Source organism: Streptomyces nidicola (assembly GCF_050106155.1).
Taxonomy (GTDB): domain Bacteria; phylum Actinomycetota; class Actinomycetes; order Streptomycetales; family Streptomycetaceae; genus Streptomyces.
The window spans coordinates 7,109,271-7,125,921 of record NZ_JBNBPI010000001.1 but is presented as its reverse complement, the minus strand read 5'-3'; the positions used below and the strand labels follow the sequence as shown (position 1 = coordinate 7,125,921).

The following is a 16,651-nucleotide window of genomic DNA, read 5'->3' as shown; positions in this document are numbered from 1 at the left end:
CCGCGGGTGATCGAATTTGTACGCAGTATCCGTCTCTGGTTCGCGCCGGAGCGGATCAGGGACGAGGGTGACACCCCCGACTACCGCTTCTCGCTCGCCAACGAGCGCACCTTCCTGGCGTGGGTGCGCACCGCGCTCGCGCTGATCGGTGGCGGTTTCGCCGTGGACCAGTTCCTGCCGGACCTGCGCTGGGGCTGGCGCGTCGGGCTCGCGCTGGCGCTGCTCGCGGCGGGCGCGCTGTGCTCGCTGCGGGCCGTGGGGCACTGGGTGCGCTGCGAGCTGGCGATGCGGCGCGGTGAGGACCTGCCGGTGTCGAGGTTCCCCGCGGTGCTCGGCGTGGTGGTGGCGCTCGTCTCGGTGGCCATGGTCGTCATCGTGTTCGTGGGGTGGGAGGGGTGAGCGGGGCGGGCGCTCCCGTGCGCGACCCCGGGCTCCAGCCCGCGCGGACGCGGCTCGCTTGGCGGCGTACGACGCTGTCGGGCACGGTCGCCGCGGTGCTCGCGGTGAAGGCGACGCTGAACAGCGGCGTCGGGCCCGCGCGGTTCGTGGCCACGGCGCTGTGTCTGGTGCTGTGGCTCGGCTTCGTGGCGGTCGCCCACCAGCGGATCACCGGGCTCGCCCGGAACGAGGCCGCGCCGCCCGTGATGACCCGGCGGCAGGCGGCGGCCGCCGCGCTGTGCACGGTGGCGATCACGCTGTGCGCGGCGGTGCTCATCGCGTGAGGGCGCGGGGCGCTCCCTCCAGTACATGGGGGCGCTGCGTCACTCGTCCCCGTACATGAGGGCGCGGGGTCACTCGTCCCAGTCGACCGTGACCACCACTTTCCCGCGCGTGCGGCCCGTTTCGATCAACTCGTGGGCCCGCGCCGCCTGCTCCAGCGGGAGCGCCTCGTCCACGTGCACCGTCACCACGTCGGCCTCGGCGAGCTCCGTGAGGCGGGCGAGGTCGGCGGCGTCGGGCCGCACCCAGCAGTACCGGCCGCCGAGCCCGACCACGTCGCCGTCGGCGATGGAGGCGAGCCGGCCGCCGGGGGCCAGCAGTTCCGCGGAGACCCGGAGCGTCTCGCCGCCCACCGTGTCGAACGCCGCGTCGACGCCCTCCGGGGCCAGCGCCCTGACCCGCTCGGCGAGGCCGTCCCCGTAAGTGACCGGCTCCCCGCCGAGTTCCCGTACGTAGTCGTGGTTGCGCTCGCTCGCGGTGCCGATGACGCGCGCGCCGAAGTGCCGGGCGAGCTGCACGGCGAACGAGCCGACGCCGCCGGCCGCCGCGTGCACCAGGACCACGTCCCCCTCCTGCACCTCCAGGCCGCCGGTCAGCACCTGGAGCGCGGTGAGCCCGGCCAGCGGCAGGCCCGCCGCCTCCTCGAAGGTGAGGTTGCGGGGCTTGCGGGCGAGGGTGCGCACGGGCGCGGCCACGTACTCGGCGAAGGTGCCGCGCGACAGGAAGTCCTCGCGTACGTAGCCGATGACCTCGTCGCCCGGCGCGAACTCGGTGACGGCGACGCCGGGTTGGACCACCACGCCCGACACGTCCCAGCCGGGGATCACCGGGAAGACGGGGTCGAGCAGCGCGTCCAGGTGCCCGGCGCGGCAGTGCCGGTCCACGGGGTTCACGGCGGCGGCGCGCACCTTCACCAGGACCGAGTCGGGACCGACCTTGGGGTCGCGGATCTCGCCGTATTCGAGGACTTCGGGGCCGCCGTACGAGCGGTAACTGATCGCCTTCATGGCCGGAGGCTCCCATAACCAAGGATATGGGGCATTCCGGACTAGCCTGGGAGGGTCAGCCCAGGCCGTCCGTCACCGAAGGTGAGCGTCATGACCACCCTCCACCAGGAACACCCCGCCCACGAGCACACGCACGGCCCGTCCTGCGGCCACCAGGAGGTGCCGCACGGGGACCACGTCGACTACGCGCACGACGGGCATCTGCACGCCCAGCACGGCGGACACTGGGACGAGTGCGAGCCCGCGCGGCACGTCGCGCACGAGGGGCACGAGCACCGGCACGGCGCGGACTGCGGCCATGAGTCGGTGACGCACGGCGACCACGTCGACTACCTCCACGACGGCCACCGGCACGCCGAGCACGAGGGGCACTGGGACGACCACTGATCCCGTGCACCGTGCACCACCGAAAGGGTCCGGCGTGTACCGCCGGGCCCTTCGGTCTGCCCGCGCAGGCACGGCGCCGTTGCCCGCGCGGCGCGGCGCCGTAAGAACGATCACGTTTCCGAGAGGCCCTGGACGCCATACCGACTGGTCGGCATGATGGGGCGCACTGTTGGCGGAAGTAGCCCCGGACGCTGCCCGGATTCGCTGCCCGGATTCTCGGAGGACCGCAATGAGCCATCCCCCAGGCCTCGATCTCGACCAGCTGCGCGCCCACCTCGACCGGGAGCGCCCCGGACTGGTCGCAGGGCCGCTGACCGGGCGGCTCATCGAGGGCGGGCGCTCGAACCTGACGTACCAGGTGAGCGACGGCGCCACGAAGTGGGTGGTGCGCAGGCCGCCGCTGGGGCACGTGCTCGCGACCGCGCACGACATGAAGCGCGAGCACCGGGTGATCGCGGGGCTGCATCCCACGAACGTGCCGGTGCCGGAGCCGGTGCTGCTGTGCGAGGACGAGAACGTCATCGGGGCGCCGTTCTACGTCATGGAGTTCGTGGACGGGACGCCGTACCGGACCTCCGACGAGCTGGCCCCGCTCGGGCCCGAGCGCACGCGCGCCGCGGTGCTCGGCCTCGTGGACACGCTGGTGGATCTGCACGCGGTGGACCCCGCCGCGGTCGGGCTCGGTGACTTCGGCCGGCCCGAGGGCTTCCTCGACCGGCAGCTGCGCCGCTGGGGCAAGCAGCTGGACGCGTCCCGCAACCGCGAGCTCCCCGGGATCGACGAGCTGCAGGCGGCGCTCGGCCGTGAGCTGCCGACCTCGCCCGCGCCGACGATCGTGCACGGCGACTACCGGCTCGACAACGTGCTCGTACGACAGGATCCCGACGGCGTCGACCGGATCAAGGCGATCCTCGACTGGGAGATGTCGACGCTCGGCGACCCGCTCACCGACGTGGGCCTGCTGGCGATGTACAGCGCACAGCTCGACATGCCCGACTCGCCCATCTCCACGACCGCTTCGGCGCCCGGCCACCCCTCGCCCGCCGAGCTGATCGAACGCTATGCCGAGCGGTCGGGGCGCGACGTGTCGGCGATCGCCTGGTACACGGCGTTCGCCTGGTTCAAGCTCGCCGTGATCCTCGAGGGCATCCACTACCGCTACACGCTCGGCCAGACCGTCGGCGCGGGCTTCGACCGCATCGGCGAACTGGTCCCGGTCTTCATCTCCCACGGCCTGAACACCCTCAAGGAGGGCTGAGCCGGCACGCCTTACGGCCGGAGCGCCCGCAGCAGCAGGTCCGCCAGTTGGTCGGCCAGTTGCTGCGGGGTCAGGGGGCCGTCGGGGCGGTACCACGTGGACAGATGGTGGATCGAGCCGAAGTGGTAGTCGACCACCAGGTCGGCCGGCGTCTCGGTCGTGAAGACGCCGGTCTTCTGGCCCTCCTCGATCAGCGCCCGGAAACGCTCGTGGTAGCGGCGCCGCTCGGCCCGTACCTGCTTGTTCTTCTCCGGGCTCAGATGGTGCATGGACCGGAAGAAGATCGACGCGTCGTCGAGGTTGTCGATCGTCGTGACGACGACGTCCGCGGCGGCCTCCCGCAGCCGCTTCTCGACCGGCTCATCCCGGTCGGCGAACGCGTCGAGCCGCTCCTGCTGGAGGCGCAGCACGCGCGCGTACACCTCGTGCAGCAGATCGTCCTTCGAGCCGAAGTAGTGGTAGAGGGCGCCCTTCGTGACGCCCGCCGCCTCCACGATCTCCTGCACCGACGTGCGGTCGTAGCCACGGTCGGCGAAGAGCCGGGTGGCGGCCGCGAGGAGTCGTTGCGGGACGGGCGTGCCGTCGCCGTCGGTCGTCCTGGGCACTGCCGCCACCTGCCTTTCCGTCGTGCTCAGCGTTGTCCGTAGGGGGAACGCCGCCCCCTACGGAGGATCTTCCCACTCACCGCCCGCGTCACGGCCTCACTGCCGCAGCTCCCTGCGCAGGATCTTGCCGCTCGCCGTCTTCGGGAGCTCCCCCAGGACCTCGACCTCGCGCGGGTACTTGTACGCGGCGAGGCGCTCCTTGCAGTAGGCCGACAGCTCCTCGGGGCTCGCCTCGGCTTCCGGGCGCAGGCTCACGTAGGCCTTCACGCTCTCGCCCCGGTACGCGTCGGGGATGCCGACGACCGCCGCCTCGCGCACGGCGGGGTGGCCGTAGAGGACGTCCTCGACCTCGCGGGGCCACACCTTGAACCCGGACGCGTTGATCATGTCCTTCTTGCGGTCGACGACGTACAGCCAGCCGTTCTCGTCCATGAAGCCGATGTCGCCGGTGCGCAGCTCCCCGTCCGGGAAGCCCTCCTCGGTCGCCTCCGGGCGGCGCCAGTACCCGGGCACGACCTGCGGGCCGCGCACCGCGATCTCGCCCTGCTCCCCGAAGGGCACGTCCTTCCCGTGGTCGTCGACGATGCGGACCACCGAGTCAGGCCCCGGCACGCCCACCGCGAGCGTCCCCGACGCCGGGTCGACGGGCGCCTCGACGCCCGGCGGCACGGACGCGCAGGGCGCCGTGCACTCGGTCAGGCCGTAGCCGTTGTGGATGTACGGGCCGAAGGCGGCGCGGAACTTCTCCACCAGGGCAGGCGGCACGGGCGCGCCGCCCGAGGAGATCGAGGAGAACGACGCGAAGTGCTCGCGGGTCGCCTGCGGCTGCGCGCCGAGCGCCATGAAGGCCGTGGAGGGGCCGACCGTGTACGCGGGCCGGTGCTCGGCGAACGCGTCGAGGACGACGCCCGGCTCGAAGCGGTAGGCGAGCGCGAGGGTGCCCGCGTTGGCGAAGGAGGCGACGAGCTCGCAGACCATGCCGGTGATGTGGAACAGCGGCGCGAGCGCGAAGTAGACGGCTCCTTCGGGCAGGCCGAGGCCGGTGCGCTGGCGCTCCGCGTTGAAGGTGATGTTGCGGTGCAGGTTGGTGGCGCCCTTCGGGGTGCCGCTGGTGCCCGACGTGTAGCTGATCAACGCGATGTCGTCGCCGGTGAGTTCGCGACCGGCGGGCGCCTTGTGGCCCGCGTGCGCGACCGCGACGAGGTCGTCGGCGTCGGACGCCGCCGGTTCGACCCGCTCGAAGTTCAGCACCCGCTCGTCGTTCCGCGTCTGGAGGTCCAGCTCGCAGGCGGTCAGGGCGATGCGCACGGGAGAGTCGGCCGCCGTCTCGCGCAGATACGACTCCCAGGCCCGGTCCGAGCAGACGAGCCCGGTCACCTCGGCGTCGTGCAGGACGTGCCGCACCTCCCCCGCCTTGTACATCGGGTTCACCGGGACCACGACCGCGCCCGCCTTGAACGCGCCGAGCAGCGCGAGCACGAAGTGCGGCGAGTTCTGCAGCATGATCGCGACGCGGTCGCCGCGCTCCAGGCCGCGGGCGGCGAGGTGGCCGGCCACGGAGTCGGAGAGCGCGTCCACGTCGGCGTACGAGAGGCGGCCGTCGAAGTAGGCGAGGGCCGCGCGGTCCGGGGCGCGGCGCACCGCGTCGGCGAAGGCGTGCACGACGGTGGCGGCCGGGTCGACCGGGGCCTTCTGCGCGTCGTTGAGGACGCCCAGCCAAGGCCTGGCCTCGTAGATCGAAGCGGACTGTCCCTGCGAGCTGTGCACCATCGGTCTCCTTCGAAAGCTCCGGCCTGCCGGGCAGACTAACCAGTCGGTATGTCGCTGCGAAAGAGCTTCGTGGTGTCGGTTCGTTCCCCGGGGCGGATTCCGGGACTAGCGTCGTGGCCACGCCAGTCCCGAAGATCACGGAGGTTCATCCATGGACGTGTCGAGACGAGGGCTGCTCGCGGCGAGTGCGGGCGTCGCGGGCGGCTTGGGCATCGGCGGCGGATCGGCGAGCGCCGCCCCCGGCATCGGCGGCCCCCGCCTTCGCACCGGCTTCGAGCGCCTCGTGGACAGCGGCTACGCGCTGCTCGCGGGCCAGAAGGTCGGCATGGTCACCAATCCGACCGGAGTCACCCGCGACGTACGGCACATCGTCGACGTGATGCACGCCGACGAGCGGGTCGATCTGAAGGCGGTGTTCGGGCCCGAGCACGGCTTCCGTGGGACCGCCCAGGCGGGCGGCTCCGAGGGGAAGACCGAGGACCCGGCGACCAAACTCCCCGTCTACGACACGTACTTGAAGAGCGGTCGGCCGCTCGCCGACATCTTCACGGAGTCCGGCGTCGACACGATCGTCTTCGACATCCAGGACGTGGGCGCGCGCTTCTACACGTACATCTGGACGCTCTACGACTGCATGGAGGCGGCCCAGCTCGCCGGCAAGAAGTTCGTGGTGCTCGACCGCCCGAACCCGGTCACCGGGCGGAACGCCTACGGCCCCATCCTGGACCGGAAGTTCGCGAGCTTCGTGGGCCGCCGCGAGATCGCGCAGGCGCACGGGATGACGGTCACCGAGCTGGCCCGTCTGTTCAACGGCGAGTACCTGGAGCACCCGGTCGAGCTGGAGACCGTGCTGATGAGCGGCTGGAAGCGGCGGGACTTCTACGACGCCTCCGGCCTGCCCTGGGTGCCGCCGAGCCCCAACATGCCGACGCCCGACACGGCCCTCGTCTACTCCGGCACCTGCATGTTCGAGGGCACCCTGCTCTCCGAGGGCCGCGGCACGACCCGTCCCTTCGAACTGCTCGGCGCCGAGGGCATCGACGCGAGCTGGGCGGCCGCGGCCAATGAACTCGCCCTGCCCGGCGTGCACTTCAGGGAGGCGTACTTCGCGCCGACGTTCTCCAAGTTCCAGGGCAAGACGATCGGCGGCGTCCAGATCCACGTCGACGACCGCGAGGCGTTCGACCCTGTCCGCACCGGTATCGGCCTCCTGGTGACGGCCAAGAAGGCCTGGAAGGACTTCGGTTGGCGCCCCGACAACGCGATCGACCGGCTCACCGGGTCCACGCGGGTGCGCACGATGGTCGACGCGGGCGCGTCCACGGACGAGATCGTCGGGGCGTGGCAGGAGGAGCTGGCCGCGTTCCGGGGCGTACGGCGCAAGTACCTCACGTACAAGTAGGCGCCACGTAGGCGTCGTCTCGGGATCCGGGACGGGCATCCCGAGATATTGACTGGACGGTACACGGACAACGACAGTCTGCTCGTGCTCAAAGACGACTCAACCAGGGAAGAACGCGCCGAGGCGGAACCCGCCGAACAGGCGGCGCAGGCTCAGCCGGAGAGCCTGCGCCGCGTGGCCGTGGCCAGCTTCATCGGCACGGCCATCGAGTTCTACGACTTCTACGTCTACGGAACGGCCGCCGCGCTCGTCCTCAACGCCGCGTTCTTCCCGAACCTCACCCCGATCAACGCCACCCTCGCCTCGTTCTCGACGTACGCCGTCGCGTTCGCGGCCCGCCCGATCGGCTCGCTGATCTTCGGCCACTTCGGCGACCGGATCGGCCGCAAGTCGGTCCTGGTGGCCTCGCTGCTCCTGATGGGTCTGTCGACGGCCTTCGTCGGCCTGCTGCCCGGGTACAGCACCCTCGGCCTGTGGGCGCCGATCCTGCTCGTACTGCTCCGGTTCCTCCAGGGCGTCGGCCTCGGCGGCGAGTGGGGCGGGGCCGCGCTGCTCGCCGTGGAGCACGCGCCGCGCGGCAAGCGCGGGTTGTTCGCCGCTTTCCCCCAACTCGGCCCGTCCGTCGGCTTCTTCGCCGCCACCGGCATTTTCTGGCTGCTATCGGAGTCCCTCTCGGACGACGCCTTCAAGTCGTGGGGCTGGCGCATCCCGTTCCTGCTGTCGTTCCTCCTCGTGGCGGTCGGCCTGTTCGTCCGTCTGAAGATCAGCGAGACGCCGGTCTTCGCCAAGGTGATGGCGGAGCAGGAGGCCAGCAAGGCACCGGCGTTCGAGGTGTTCAAGCGGCACCCGAAGGAGATCCTGCTCGGCGCGGGCGGCATGATCATCGCGTACGGGCTCTTCTACACGGCCACGACCTACTGCCTCGCCTACGGCACGACGACGCTCGGCGTCCCGCGCTCCACGATGCTCGCCGTGTCGCTGGTGGCGTGCCTGTTCCTGGCGGCCGGCACCTGGCTCGCGGCGACCCGCTCCGACGCGGGTGGCCGGCGCAAGATGGTGCTCATCGGTTCGAGCCTCGCCATCGTGTGGGGCCTGGCCCTGTTCCCGCTGATGGACACCGAGAAGCCGGTGCTCATCGCCCTCGCGCTCGGCGGCGCCCTGTTCTGCATGGGCGTGGTGTACGGGCCGATGGGCGCGTATCTGCCGGAGCTGTTCGGGGCGAAGGTGCGCTACTCCGGCGCCTCCTTCGCGTACAACCTGGGCGGCGTCCTCGGCGGCGCCGTCTCCCCGCTCATCGCGACGCGACTGCAGAGCGCCCTCGGCTCTTCGTCGGTGGGCTGGTACGTCAGCGCCATGGCCGTCGTGTCACTGCTGTGCGTGCTGGCGCTTCCGGAGACGCGGGAGCGTCAACTCGACTGATACGTCCGTCAATTGACGGCGGAACATCTGGCCAACCCCCGGGTACGGCGGGACGATGCGCGGCACGCGTTGCCGCACGACGCCTACCACGGGGGTTCGCCATGTCCGCACCCAAGCCACGACAAGCACCTGAAGTCCACGTCCGGCCCTACTGGGAGCTGAGGTTCGACGCCGACGGCGATCCGGACCCCGGGCAGCTCGCCACGCTCCTCCGCCAAGCGCACCAGGTGCACGATCTGGTGGTCTTCGCGCACGGCTGGAACAACAGCCGCTCCATCGCGAACCGCCTGTACGACCGCTTCTTCGCGCCGTTCACCGGCCTGGCGCCCGGCGCCTCCCTCGGCTACGTGGGCGTGCTGTGGCCGTCGATGCGCTTCACGGACGAGCAGATCCCTGACTTCGACCGGTCGGCCGCCGCCCAGGCCACAGCCGCCGCCGTCCCGCGGACCACGCTCGACAAGGGCACCCGGCAGGGGCTCACCGAGGCCTTCCCGCGCAGTGAGCCCGTGGTGGACCTGCTGGCGCGGCGCCTGGAGGAGCAGCCGGACGCGGCGTCCGCCTTCGACGAGTTCGGCGGTCTCGTACGGCAGTTGGTCGGTGTCGGGCCCTCGGTGTCCGGCGCCGACACCTCGGAGGACGGCGGGCCGCACAGCACGCCCGCGATGCTCCACGAGGACACCCGGGCCATGTGCCTGGAGTTCGCGGCGGCCCTGGAGACGGCGGCGGGGCCCGGCGCCGCCGCGGCCTTCAAGCTGCCCGGCGGGCTCGCCAAGGCGTGGAAGGGCGCGCACGAACTCCTGCGCCAGGCCACGTATTTCGCGATGAAGCGGCGGGCCGGAAAGGTCGGCAAGGCCGGGCTCGGCCCGGCGCTCGGGCGTCTCGCCGAGGAGGCGCCCGGGGTCCGCGTGCACCTGGTGGGGCACAGCTTCGGCGCGCGGCTCGTCTCCTTCGCGCTCGCCGGGATGCCGAAGGGCGTCCGCAACGTGAAGTCCGTGACGCTCCTTCAGGGGGCCTTCTCCCACTACGCGTTCGCCGACAGGGGCGCGCTGAAGGGGCGGCAGGCGCGGGTGGACGGGCCGCTGGTGGCGTGCTTCTCGCGGTACGACACCGCGCTGAGCGTGATGTACCCGCTGGCCTCACGGCTTGCGGGCGACGACAGGACGCTGGCCGATCTCGGCGAGCGCTGGGGCGCGCTCGGGCACGACGGCTTCCAGGAGGTCGACGGCGCGGTGCGCTTCACGCTGGCGGACGTGCTGCGGGCCGGGGTGCCGGGCGCGGGCTGTGTGAGCGTGGACGCGGCGCAGGTGGTGCGCAATGGGCCCCCGCCCTCGGGGGCCCACAGCGACATCTGCCACGCGGAGTTGGCGCGGGTGGTGCTCGGTGCGGGGCGGGTCACTACGTAGGTGGCCCTGTGGGAGCCCTGTGGGTGTCCGCCCCGCCCCGGTTCACTGGCGGTGTGCCGGGAACTCCACGACCTGCTGGTACGTGGGCCGGTTCTGCCACTGGATGTTGCGGTGCGTGATGCCGCCGACGGCACGGTGTCCGATGCTGTCGGCGCACCACTGGTCGCCCGCCTTGCAGGTGTCGTCACCGGGGTACACCTCGGTGGCGGGCTTGGCGGCGGCCTCGGCCAGCGTGGCGAGGAGGACGTCCCGGCAGGCCGAGAGGTCGCCGGAGCCGCAGTACGTGACGCCGAGCTTCCCCTTCACCGGCTCGCCGAGCACCGACCTGAGATCCTTGTCGGCGTAGCCCCACCAGCCGTACTGGAAGGACGATCCGGCGTGCGAGCCGGTCGGCCCGTGTCCGGCGGACGGCGCCTCGTCGACGGTCAGCTGTGAGGTGAGGGACTTGTAGAGCTCGTCGCCGAGGCCGGGCTTGAACTCGGCCTCCACCATGAGCGGCCACCAGGCGTCCATGATCCGTACGGCGTCGGGGTGCGCGTACGTCTTGGATCCGGCGGACGTCTGGTTGCGTTGGGCGCCCGCCTTCTCCCATGCCTCCAACTGCTGTACCGCCTTGGTCAGTTGCGGGTTGTCGAGGTCGCCGAGCGGTTTGCTGCGGATGACCTTGAGCATCTTTGGCAGCACCTGCTCGCCGCGCAGGTCCGTGACGGCGGCCTCCTCCATGGCCCGGGTGAGCGCGGCCCGGGTGACGCCGCCCCGCTCGGTCAGCTTCTTCACGCGGTCGTTCAGCAGGTCGGCCCGGTGCACGGCGCCCATGCTGAAGTTGGGTGACGAGAAGCCCTTGGCCTGCTTGTTGTTCCAGGAGACGTAGTAGTCCTGGTCGACCGAGTTCGGGTGCTGGGACGGGGGCGTCTCGGCAGACGTGTTGTTCGCCGGGTCGAAGTCCTTCCACTCATAGGCCTGTTCACCCCGCACCGGCAGCGACATGTCGACGTCCTTGGCGCGCACCGGGTTGGTGCCGCTGTTGTAGTACGCGATGTCGCGCGAGTCGGCGTAGAACCAGTTGAACGCGTAGTTGATGTGCTGGGCCGCCTTCTGGAACGACGCGGCGTCCTTGACGTAGGTCGGGTCGTTCAGCATCTGGAACCCGAGGATCGAGTCGGCCTCGTGGCGGTACGTGGAGCGAAGTGCCGTGTAGGCGACCGGTTTTCCGTCCACGGTGGCGCGGTGGCTGACGATCCCGTACTTCGTACGGAAGACCTGCATCCGGTAGGAGCCGGCGGCCGTGGAGTCGGCGATCGTCGGCTTCCAGGCGTTCTTCTTCTCCATCTTCTCCATGGGCGTGCAGGTGCCGCGGTACATGTACGAGGTCGACTGACGGGTGGGCTCGGAGCCGTCGGGCTCGCACAGCGGGACCGCGTACGTGTCGGTGATGTCCTGGGTCGCCGAGGTCGCGGACCACGCGTAGTCCTGGCCGCGGCCGAGTTGGACGTACATGCCGACGCCGGCGAAGGAGACGCCGCGCGCGCTGATGCCGGGGCCCTGGAGCTCCTGCATCATCAGCAGCTGTGGCGCGAAATAGCCGGTCTGCGGGCCGAACACGGCGACCGGGTTACCGGAGGCGGTGTGCTTGCCGGAGACGAGGAGGGCGTTCGACATGCCCTTCTTTGACGCCGACTGCGTGAACAGATTGGAAGGCAGGACGCCGTCGTCGTTCATGCCCTGGAGCGGCTTGAGCTTGGCGGGTGCCTTGACGGGGTCCTTCTTCGCCGCCGACTCCGTCGCCGCCGAGCCCTCCTTGTCGTACACGAGGGGCTCCTTCTCCACCGAGCCCTTGTCGGGGAGCGCCTGCCCGCGCGCGTGCTCCGGCTTCTCGCCGTACGGGAAGCGGGTGCCGTCGTGGATCGTGGTGACGGCCTCCGGGTCCTCGCGGCCGCGGAAGGCCTCCCAGACCTCGGTGCCCTTCTGGACGCCGTACTTGTCCTGCGCCTTGAGCAGCGAGAGCGCCGCGTCGACCTCTCCGCCGCCGCCGTTGCCGAAGAGCCCGCCGACCACGGAGGCCAGCGCGATCATGTCGGTCACCTTGAACGGCTGGATCTCACCCGCGTTGGTGATCGCGTCGACCTTGCCGGTGAGCACGTACTCACCGGGGAAGTAGCGGCCGTTCTTCGACTTCTCCCGATAGGCGTTGAGGCCGTCGATATAGGCCTGCGCGTCCTCCATGGCCTGCTTGCCGCGGGCCCCGCCGGTCTTCTTGATGGACTCGACCTGCTGTTCGAGATCCTTTTCGGTGTACGGGGCCTGCGGCCAGAACTCCTGCTCAAGACCCCGGTTCGCGAGGGCGCCGCCCGCGAACGACGTCAATTCGCCGCGGCCGATGTGACGGAACAGGTCGATCAACCAGAGGCGGTCCTGACCTGCGGCGAAGCCGGCCCCGAATTCTGTTCCGTAGCGCGAGGAACCTTTGATGTGGGGTACGCCGTTCTTCTTGTCACGGGTGATCGTCACATCCTCGCGGGGACGCGTGACGGAACCGACCTGATCGTCCTTGACTCCGAAGGAGGAATCGTTGAAGAAGTTCGTGAGTGTGTCGTCGGTGAGAGACGGATACCCGGACGACAGCGCGTCATAAGGACCGAGTTGATCGTCGGCGTGCGGAGGCTGGGTGCCCAGCAATTTGTTGCCGAGGATCTGGGCGAGTGTGGCGCTGCCGTTCGCTCCGGGCGGCAGGATGTCCGCGCACTGGCCCTCGCAGTAGTCGGCGGCGGTCTCCTGGGCGGGTTCGTCGGCCGCGGTCGCGGTCGACGTCGGCGAGAGCAGTCCGGCGGTGAGCACAAGTGCCGCCACGGCCGTAACTCTCTTCGTAAGGCTTCCCATAAGGCTTCCCATGGCGCCGGAGGTTACCGACGGTTAGCCAAGGACAGAAGATGAACATGCGTCACGTTTTCGGAAAGCAACAGGGACCACTCAGGTACTCCCCGGCCTCAGAAGGTGACCGTGATGGGCCCCATCGGAAATCGGATGGGACTCAGTGGCCTTCAAAGGGATCCGAATCGCGTGTCGATACGTCTACTCGGCGACGTCGCTTCATGGCTGCGGCGACGCCGACGTACGTGTGACGGAGGTGCAGGGCGATGGCCGGATTCCGAAGTCTGGCGAGACAGGTGCGCGATCCGCTGAGCGATCTGGCACTGCGGCGCTATTCACTGCGCAAGTGCCTTGAGAGATTTGCCCCTTATGGGCACCGAGCGACCTGGGACCACCTCTGCTCCCGGGCGGGGTTCGACCCCGAGGACCGCTCCCCCGACCCGGCCCGCCTGGTCGCGGCACTGGAGGAGCTGGAGGAGGCGCGGGCCGTCTGGCTCGCGTACGAAGTCGCCTTCGCCGAGCGAAGGCGCAAGGAGAAGCACGACGGACTTCGAAGCCCGGGCAGCGTGGACGACTGGCACCGGCTGACCTGGGGAGGCTTCGGAGTCGCCTGGTGCGACGACCCCTCCGTGCATCCCTCCGAGCCGCTGGCCGAAGTGCTGCGCAGGCTCATCACGGCACTTGAGCGCGACCCCGGCGCGTGCTGCCCGGTGTGCACGGGCAGCTGCCTGGTCTGGCAGCACGATCTGGCGCACGAACCCTCGTCGGGCCCCGTGTGCACCCACTGCGGCATCGTCGTGCCGCGGCCCGTCCTGACACCCATGGCACTGGCGGAGGCCAGGCTGGCGCGGCTGCTTGTCTCCGCGTAGGCCGGCCCGCCACAACCAGGTGACGTACAGCGCGACGGGGGTGCGGCCCCGAACCCGGCGCACCCCCTGATCCGAACGACAGGCCCTAGCCTGCCGCGCCTTCCAGGCGCTGCCGGTTGAGCAAGTACCGCGGCAGGTACGGAAGATCGGTGCGGACCGGGAAGTCCATGTCGTACGCGAGGCAGGCGAGTGCGAGCGGGCCGAGCGCCACGCGGGCGCGCGGCGCCCCCGAATCGCCCCAGTAACCGGCGTGCTGCACAAGGGATTCCGCGAGCGCCTCGCCGAAGGCCTCGTGGTCGTGCGTGAGCAGCCGGTGGAACAGCGCGACGGGCTGGTAGTCGACGAGGTTGAGGAAGTCCTTCGGCGCGAGCGTCGCGGTGTCGGGGTGCGAGGCCTTGATGGTGGTGACGAGCCGGTCCACCACGTCGTCGACGGGGCGGCGCAGCCAGTGGCTCTGGAGGACGTCGATCCAGTGCGGCACGTAGTCGTCCACCGGGGCGCTGCCGCGCAGCGCGTCGAGCGGTACCTGGCACAGGCGGGTGGTGCGCTCGCGGTCGCGGGTGACGAGGGTGAGGTAGAAGGCGTCGAGCCAGGCGCGGGCGGGGTCGCCCCCTGCTCCCCCTTCCTCCAACTCCCCCTCCTCCGCCGGGGGTTCACCGTCCTTGCCGTGCGCGAACAGGGCGCATCCGCACTGCTGCGCCGCGACCCAGGCGTCCCACGTCTCGACGCGGGCGGCGTCGGGGTCGCTCTCCGCGTGCGCGAGGGCGTGGGCGAGCGCGGCGGCGAAGGACTCTTCGGGGCTTGCGCCCGGCGCGCCCGGGGCGAGTCGGCCCGCACGATCGAGCGCACTCAACGCCTCGATCACGTCCAGGAGTTCGCGCGGCGCCCCCTCCCCGGCACCGAGTGAGGTGAGACGCCCTTCGTGCCACCAGTAGACGCGGGGCGAGAGCGGTCCCGGGCCTTCGTCGTGGGCCCGGACGGCGTACGTGGCAAGGTCGTTCAGGGCGTCGGCCGCGCTGCCGTCGACGATCGGGTGGAAGGCGAGCAGGTGCCGGGTGGGCACGGCGACGAGGGCGCCCGCGTCCGGCATCCGGCGCCCGGTGACCTCCGCGACGACCTCGGGCAGCACGACGGCCTTGGTCGCCACGGAGTGCGCGTCGCCGTACACGGAGTAGAGGACGGGGTGCCCGTCGAGCCGGACCTCCTCGTGCCGCATCGGCGCCCGGATCAGGGCGCGCTGCGCGGCGCCCCACAGCGCGTCGGCGCCGGCCCGCGCCACGTCCTCCTCGGTCAACAGGCGTACGGAGTCGGGCCCGTCGAGCGCGAGCGCGAGGCGCAGCCCCTCGGCGACCTCGCGCGCGTGCACCGGCGCCGCCGGGCCGGCGGCGTCCGCGGGCACGAGCCGCAGACACGTCCCCGCGAGCAGTTCCTCGGCGCCCTCGCCGCCTTGCGAGGCGTCCGCGAGGGCCGCGAAGTGGGCGTCGACGAGCGCGGGCCAGTCGCCCTCGGACGCCTCCGCGCACCGCAGCGCCAGGTTCACCAGCGGGAAGAGGTGACCGTCGCGCTCGACCGCGTCGCCGACGAGGACCAGGCCCTCCTCCGCCCCGAATCGCGCCCGCACGCTCTCGGCGACGAGCGACCTGAGCCGCTCGGCCTGCGGCGTCGCGAGCATGGGCAGATGCGAATCCGGAGCCTCGTTCTCAATCACGGTGGCGACTCTACGAGGCGTGGGGCGCGCGTGACGGACGAGTGGGAAAACGCCCCCCGACCGCGTCAGGGCGTGATCACGTCCGTCTGGATCGCCAGCTTGAACTCGGCCAGCGTGATCGGCACCTTCAGCGGGCTGTCGCCCGCGCGGGCCGAGACCTTGAAGCCGACCGGAGTCCTCGGGTGCACGAACATCTGCCAGGTGTACGAGCGGAACTGCCCGCCGCCCGTGGGCGAGATGTCGGTGGTGGCGGTCGAGTCGTAGCCCGTGGCGAGGCCCAGCGGATCGCGCACGAAGCGGGCGCGGTACTCGGTCGCCCGGGTGCTGGCGCCCCAGAAGACGAGCGCGGACAGCGTGCCCCAGCCGTCGTGGCTGGGCCAGATCAGCCCCGAGCGCGCGTCCGGATACCTGGACGAGCCGCCACCGCCCGCCGGGTCGTGCATGGCCCACGGGTCGTACGACTCCTCGGCCTCCGCGTACGGGAAGCGCACGAGGTGGTAGCCGTCGTCGTCGTAGTCCAGCGTCTGCGGGCCCGTGCGGGCGGACTCGTACTTGAGTGAAGTGATCGCCACTGCCATGCCGTTCGGCCTCCCCGTCGTGACTCGTGCGACGCATGGTCGCGCCAACCACGGCCACCGACAAGGGGTGTTGCGGACTACTGTGCGGACCGCTGCGCGAACTATTGCGCGGCGACCCCGACGATGAGGACCCGCGTTCCCGGCTCCAACGGGCGCCAGCGGTGGGCGAGTCCGGCCGCGCAGTACAGCGTGTCGCCGCGCTCCAGGACGTAGTGCGTGTCGTCCACCTCGGTCTCGATCGAGCCGTCGGCGACGTACATGACCTCGTCCCCCGCGTGCCGGAACACCCGGTCCCAGTCGTGGTCGCCGGTGAACTCCAGGGCGTGCAGACGCTGTTCGCCCCGGACGAGGGGGCGCGCGCCGTCGGCCATCGCGGGCTTCTCCGCCGCGCGCACCACGTCGACCGGGCGGGGCGGCTCGGCGGACGCGAGGAGTTCGACGGCGGTGGTGTCGAGGGCGTCGGCGATGCGCTGCAGCGAGCCCATGCTGGGGCGCGAGCGCCCGTTCTCGACCTGGCTGAGGAACGGGACGGAGACCCCGGCGCGGCGGGCCACCTCGGCGAGCGTCAGCTCCAGGCCGCGGCGCCTGCGTCGAATGCCCGGTCCCACGTTCATGAACTTGTAACGCCCTTTCGCTTCGTCCCCTGTTCCCCGGCAG

The 16,651-nt window shown here is 71.0% G+C and carries 15 protein-coding genes; 8 read left to right on the top strand and 7 right to left on the bottom strand.

Going from position 1 to position 16,651, the window contains the following annotated elements:
* The first annotated feature begins 6 nt into the window (after window positions 1-6).
* Both ACOKM3_RS32195 and ACOKM3_RS32190 read left to right on the top strand, forming a co-directional pair.
* A complete protein-coding gene (locus ACOKM3_RS32195) occupies window positions 7-399 on the top strand; it encodes a YidH family protein (RefSeq protein WP_426904730.1) in 393 nt (130 codons plus the stop codon).
* A complete protein-coding gene (locus ACOKM3_RS32190; protein ID WP_426904728.1) occupies window positions 396-722 on the top strand; it encodes a DUF202 domain-containing protein in 327 nt (108 codons plus the stop codon). Before ACOKM3_RS32195 ends, ACOKM3_RS32190 begins: the two co-directional genes overlap by 4 nt.
* 69 nt (window positions 723-791) lie before the next feature.
* Here the strand turns inward: ACOKM3_RS32190 and ACOKM3_RS32185 are convergent, their stop codons facing one another.
* Window positions 792-1,727 carry an NADP-dependent oxidoreductase gene (locus ACOKM3_RS32185; protein ID WP_426904726.1) on the bottom strand — a complete coding sequence of 312 codons (936 nt, stop codon included), beginning with the start codon at window positions 1,725-1,727 and terminating at the stop codon, window positions 792-794.
* 90 nt (window positions 1,728-1,817) lie between these two features.
* On the opposite strand from ACOKM3_RS32185, the gene ACOKM3_RS32180 reads away from it, so the two are divergent.
* Window positions 1,818-2,114: a hypothetical protein gene (locus ACOKM3_RS32180; protein WP_426904724.1), complete on the top strand. Its 297-nt coding sequence runs from the start codon at window positions 1,818-1,820 to the stop codon at window positions 2,112-2,114.
* A gap of 229 nt (window positions 2,115-2,343) precedes the next feature.
* Window positions 2,344-3,372, top strand: a complete 1,029-nt coding sequence (locus ACOKM3_RS32175) for a phosphotransferase family protein (RefSeq protein ID WP_426904722.1) — start codon at window positions 2,344-2,346, stop codon at window positions 3,370-3,372.
* Window positions 3,373-3,383: 11 nt separating this feature from the next.
* Here the strand turns inward: ACOKM3_RS32175 and ACOKM3_RS32170 are convergent, their stop codons facing one another.
* Entirely contained in the window at window positions 3,384-3,977 is a 594-nt protein-coding gene (locus tag ACOKM3_RS32170; RefSeq protein WP_426904720.1) for a TetR/AcrR family transcriptional regulator, read from the bottom strand.
* A 96-nt stretch (window positions 3,978-4,073) separates the two neighbouring features.
* On the bottom strand, window positions 4,074-5,747 hold the full coding sequence (locus tag ACOKM3_RS32165) for a class I adenylate-forming enzyme family protein (protein ID WP_426904718.1): 1,674 nt from the start codon (window positions 5,745-5,747) through the stop codon (window positions 4,074-4,076).
* A gap of 151 nt (window positions 5,748-5,898) precedes the next feature.
* Here ACOKM3_RS32165 and ACOKM3_RS32160 point away from each other — a divergent pair, with 151 nt between their 5' ends.
* The 3 genes from ACOKM3_RS32160 (at window position 5,899) to ACOKM3_RS32150 (ending at window position 9,971) form a co-directional block, all read left to right on the top strand.
* A complete protein-coding gene (locus ACOKM3_RS32160) occupies window positions 5,899-7,149 on the top strand; it encodes an exo-beta-N-acetylmuramidase NamZ family protein (protein ID WP_426904716.1) in 1,251 nt (416 codons plus the stop codon).
* A 165-nt stretch (window positions 7,150-7,314) separates the two neighbouring features.
* Window positions 7,315-8,568, top strand: coding sequence for an MFS transporter (locus ACOKM3_RS32155; RefSeq protein WP_426906957.1), 1,254 nt, complete (start codon window positions 7,315-7,317; stop codon window positions 8,566-8,568).
* Between the two features lie 101 nt (window positions 8,569-8,669).
* Complete coding sequence (locus tag ACOKM3_RS32150; RefSeq protein WP_426904714.1) at window positions 8,670-9,971, top strand: alpha/beta hydrolase family protein; 1,302 nt, start codon at window positions 8,670-8,672, stop codon at window positions 9,969-9,971.
* Between the two features lie 42 nt (window positions 9,972-10,013).
* Here ACOKM3_RS32150 and ACOKM3_RS32145 read toward each other — a convergent pair whose 3' ends face one another.
* On the bottom strand, window positions 10,014-12,860 hold the full coding sequence (locus tag ACOKM3_RS32145; RefSeq protein WP_426904712.1) for a penicillin acylase family protein: 2,847 nt from the start codon (window positions 12,858-12,860) through the stop codon (window positions 10,014-10,016).
* A 245-nt stretch (window positions 12,861-13,105) separates the two neighbouring features.
* On the opposite strand from ACOKM3_RS32145, the gene ACOKM3_RS32140 reads away from it, so the two are divergent.
* Window positions 13,106-13,708 carry a hypothetical protein gene (locus ACOKM3_RS32140; RefSeq protein WP_426904710.1) on the top strand — a complete coding sequence of 201 codons (603 nt, stop codon included), beginning with the start codon at window positions 13,106-13,108 and terminating at the stop codon, window positions 13,706-13,708.
* Window positions 13,709-13,793: 85 nt separating this feature from the next.
* Here ACOKM3_RS32140 and ACOKM3_RS32135 read toward each other — a convergent pair whose 3' ends face one another.
* The 3 genes from ACOKM3_RS32135 to ACOKM3_RS32125 form a co-directional block, all read right to left on the bottom strand.
* On the bottom strand, window positions 13,794-15,416 hold the full coding sequence (locus tag ACOKM3_RS32135) for an immunity 49 family protein (RefSeq protein WP_426904708.1): 1,623 nt from the start codon (window positions 15,414-15,416) through the stop codon (window positions 13,794-13,796).
* Between the two features lie 65 nt (window positions 15,417-15,481).
* Window positions 15,482-15,994, bottom strand: a complete 513-nt coding sequence (locus tag ACOKM3_RS32130) for a hypothetical protein (RefSeq protein ID WP_426904706.1) — start codon at window positions 15,992-15,994, stop codon at window positions 15,482-15,484.
* 101 nt (window positions 15,995-16,095) lie between these two features.
* Window positions 16,096-16,608: a helix-turn-helix domain-containing protein gene (locus ACOKM3_RS32125; RefSeq protein ID WP_267071006.1), complete on the bottom strand. Its 513-nt coding sequence runs from the start codon at window positions 16,606-16,608 to the stop codon at window positions 16,096-16,098.
* Window positions 16,609-16,651: the final 43 nt, after the last annotated feature.

Excerpts from the sequence above, each read along its gene's own strand:
- ACOKM3_RS32125 (WP_267071006.1), bottom strand. The coding sequence starts at position 16,608 with ATGAACGTGGGACCGGGCATTCGACGCAGGCGCCGCGGCCTGGAGCTG.
- ACOKM3_RS32180 (WP_426904724.1), top strand. The coding sequence starts at position 1,818 with ATGACCACCCTCCACCAGGAACACCCCGCCCACGAGCACACGCACGGC.
- ACOKM3_RS32150 (WP_426904714.1), top strand. The coding sequence starts at position 8,670 with ATGTCCGCACCCAAGCCACGACAAGCACCTGAAGTCCACGTCCGGCCC.
- ACOKM3_RS32185 (WP_426904726.1), bottom strand. The coding sequence starts at position 1,727 with ATGAAGGCGATCAGTTACCGCTCGTACGGCGGCCCCGAAGTCCTCGAA.
- ACOKM3_RS32130 (WP_426904706.1), bottom strand. The coding sequence starts at position 15,994 with ATGGCAGTGGCGATCACTTCACTCAAGTACGAGTCCGCCCGCACGGGC.
- ACOKM3_RS32160 (WP_426904716.1), top strand. The coding sequence starts at position 5,899 with ATGGACGTGTCGAGACGAGGGCTGCTCGCGGCGAGTGCGGGCGTCGCG.
- ACOKM3_RS32140 (WP_426904710.1), top strand. The coding sequence starts at position 13,106 with ATGGCCGGATTCCGAAGTCTGGCGAGACAGGTGCGCGATCCGCTGAGC.
- ACOKM3_RS32175 (WP_426904722.1), top strand. The coding sequence starts at position 2,344 with ATGAGCCATCCCCCAGGCCTCGATCTCGACCAGCTGCGCGCCCACCTC.
- ACOKM3_RS32165 (WP_426904718.1), bottom strand. The coding sequence starts at position 5,747 with ATGGTGCACAGCTCGCAGGGACAGTCCGCTTCGATCTACGAGGCCAGG.
- ACOKM3_RS32145 (WP_426904712.1), bottom strand. The coding sequence starts at position 12,860 with ATGGGAAGCCTTATGGGAAGCCTTACGAAGAGAGTTACGGCCGTGGCG.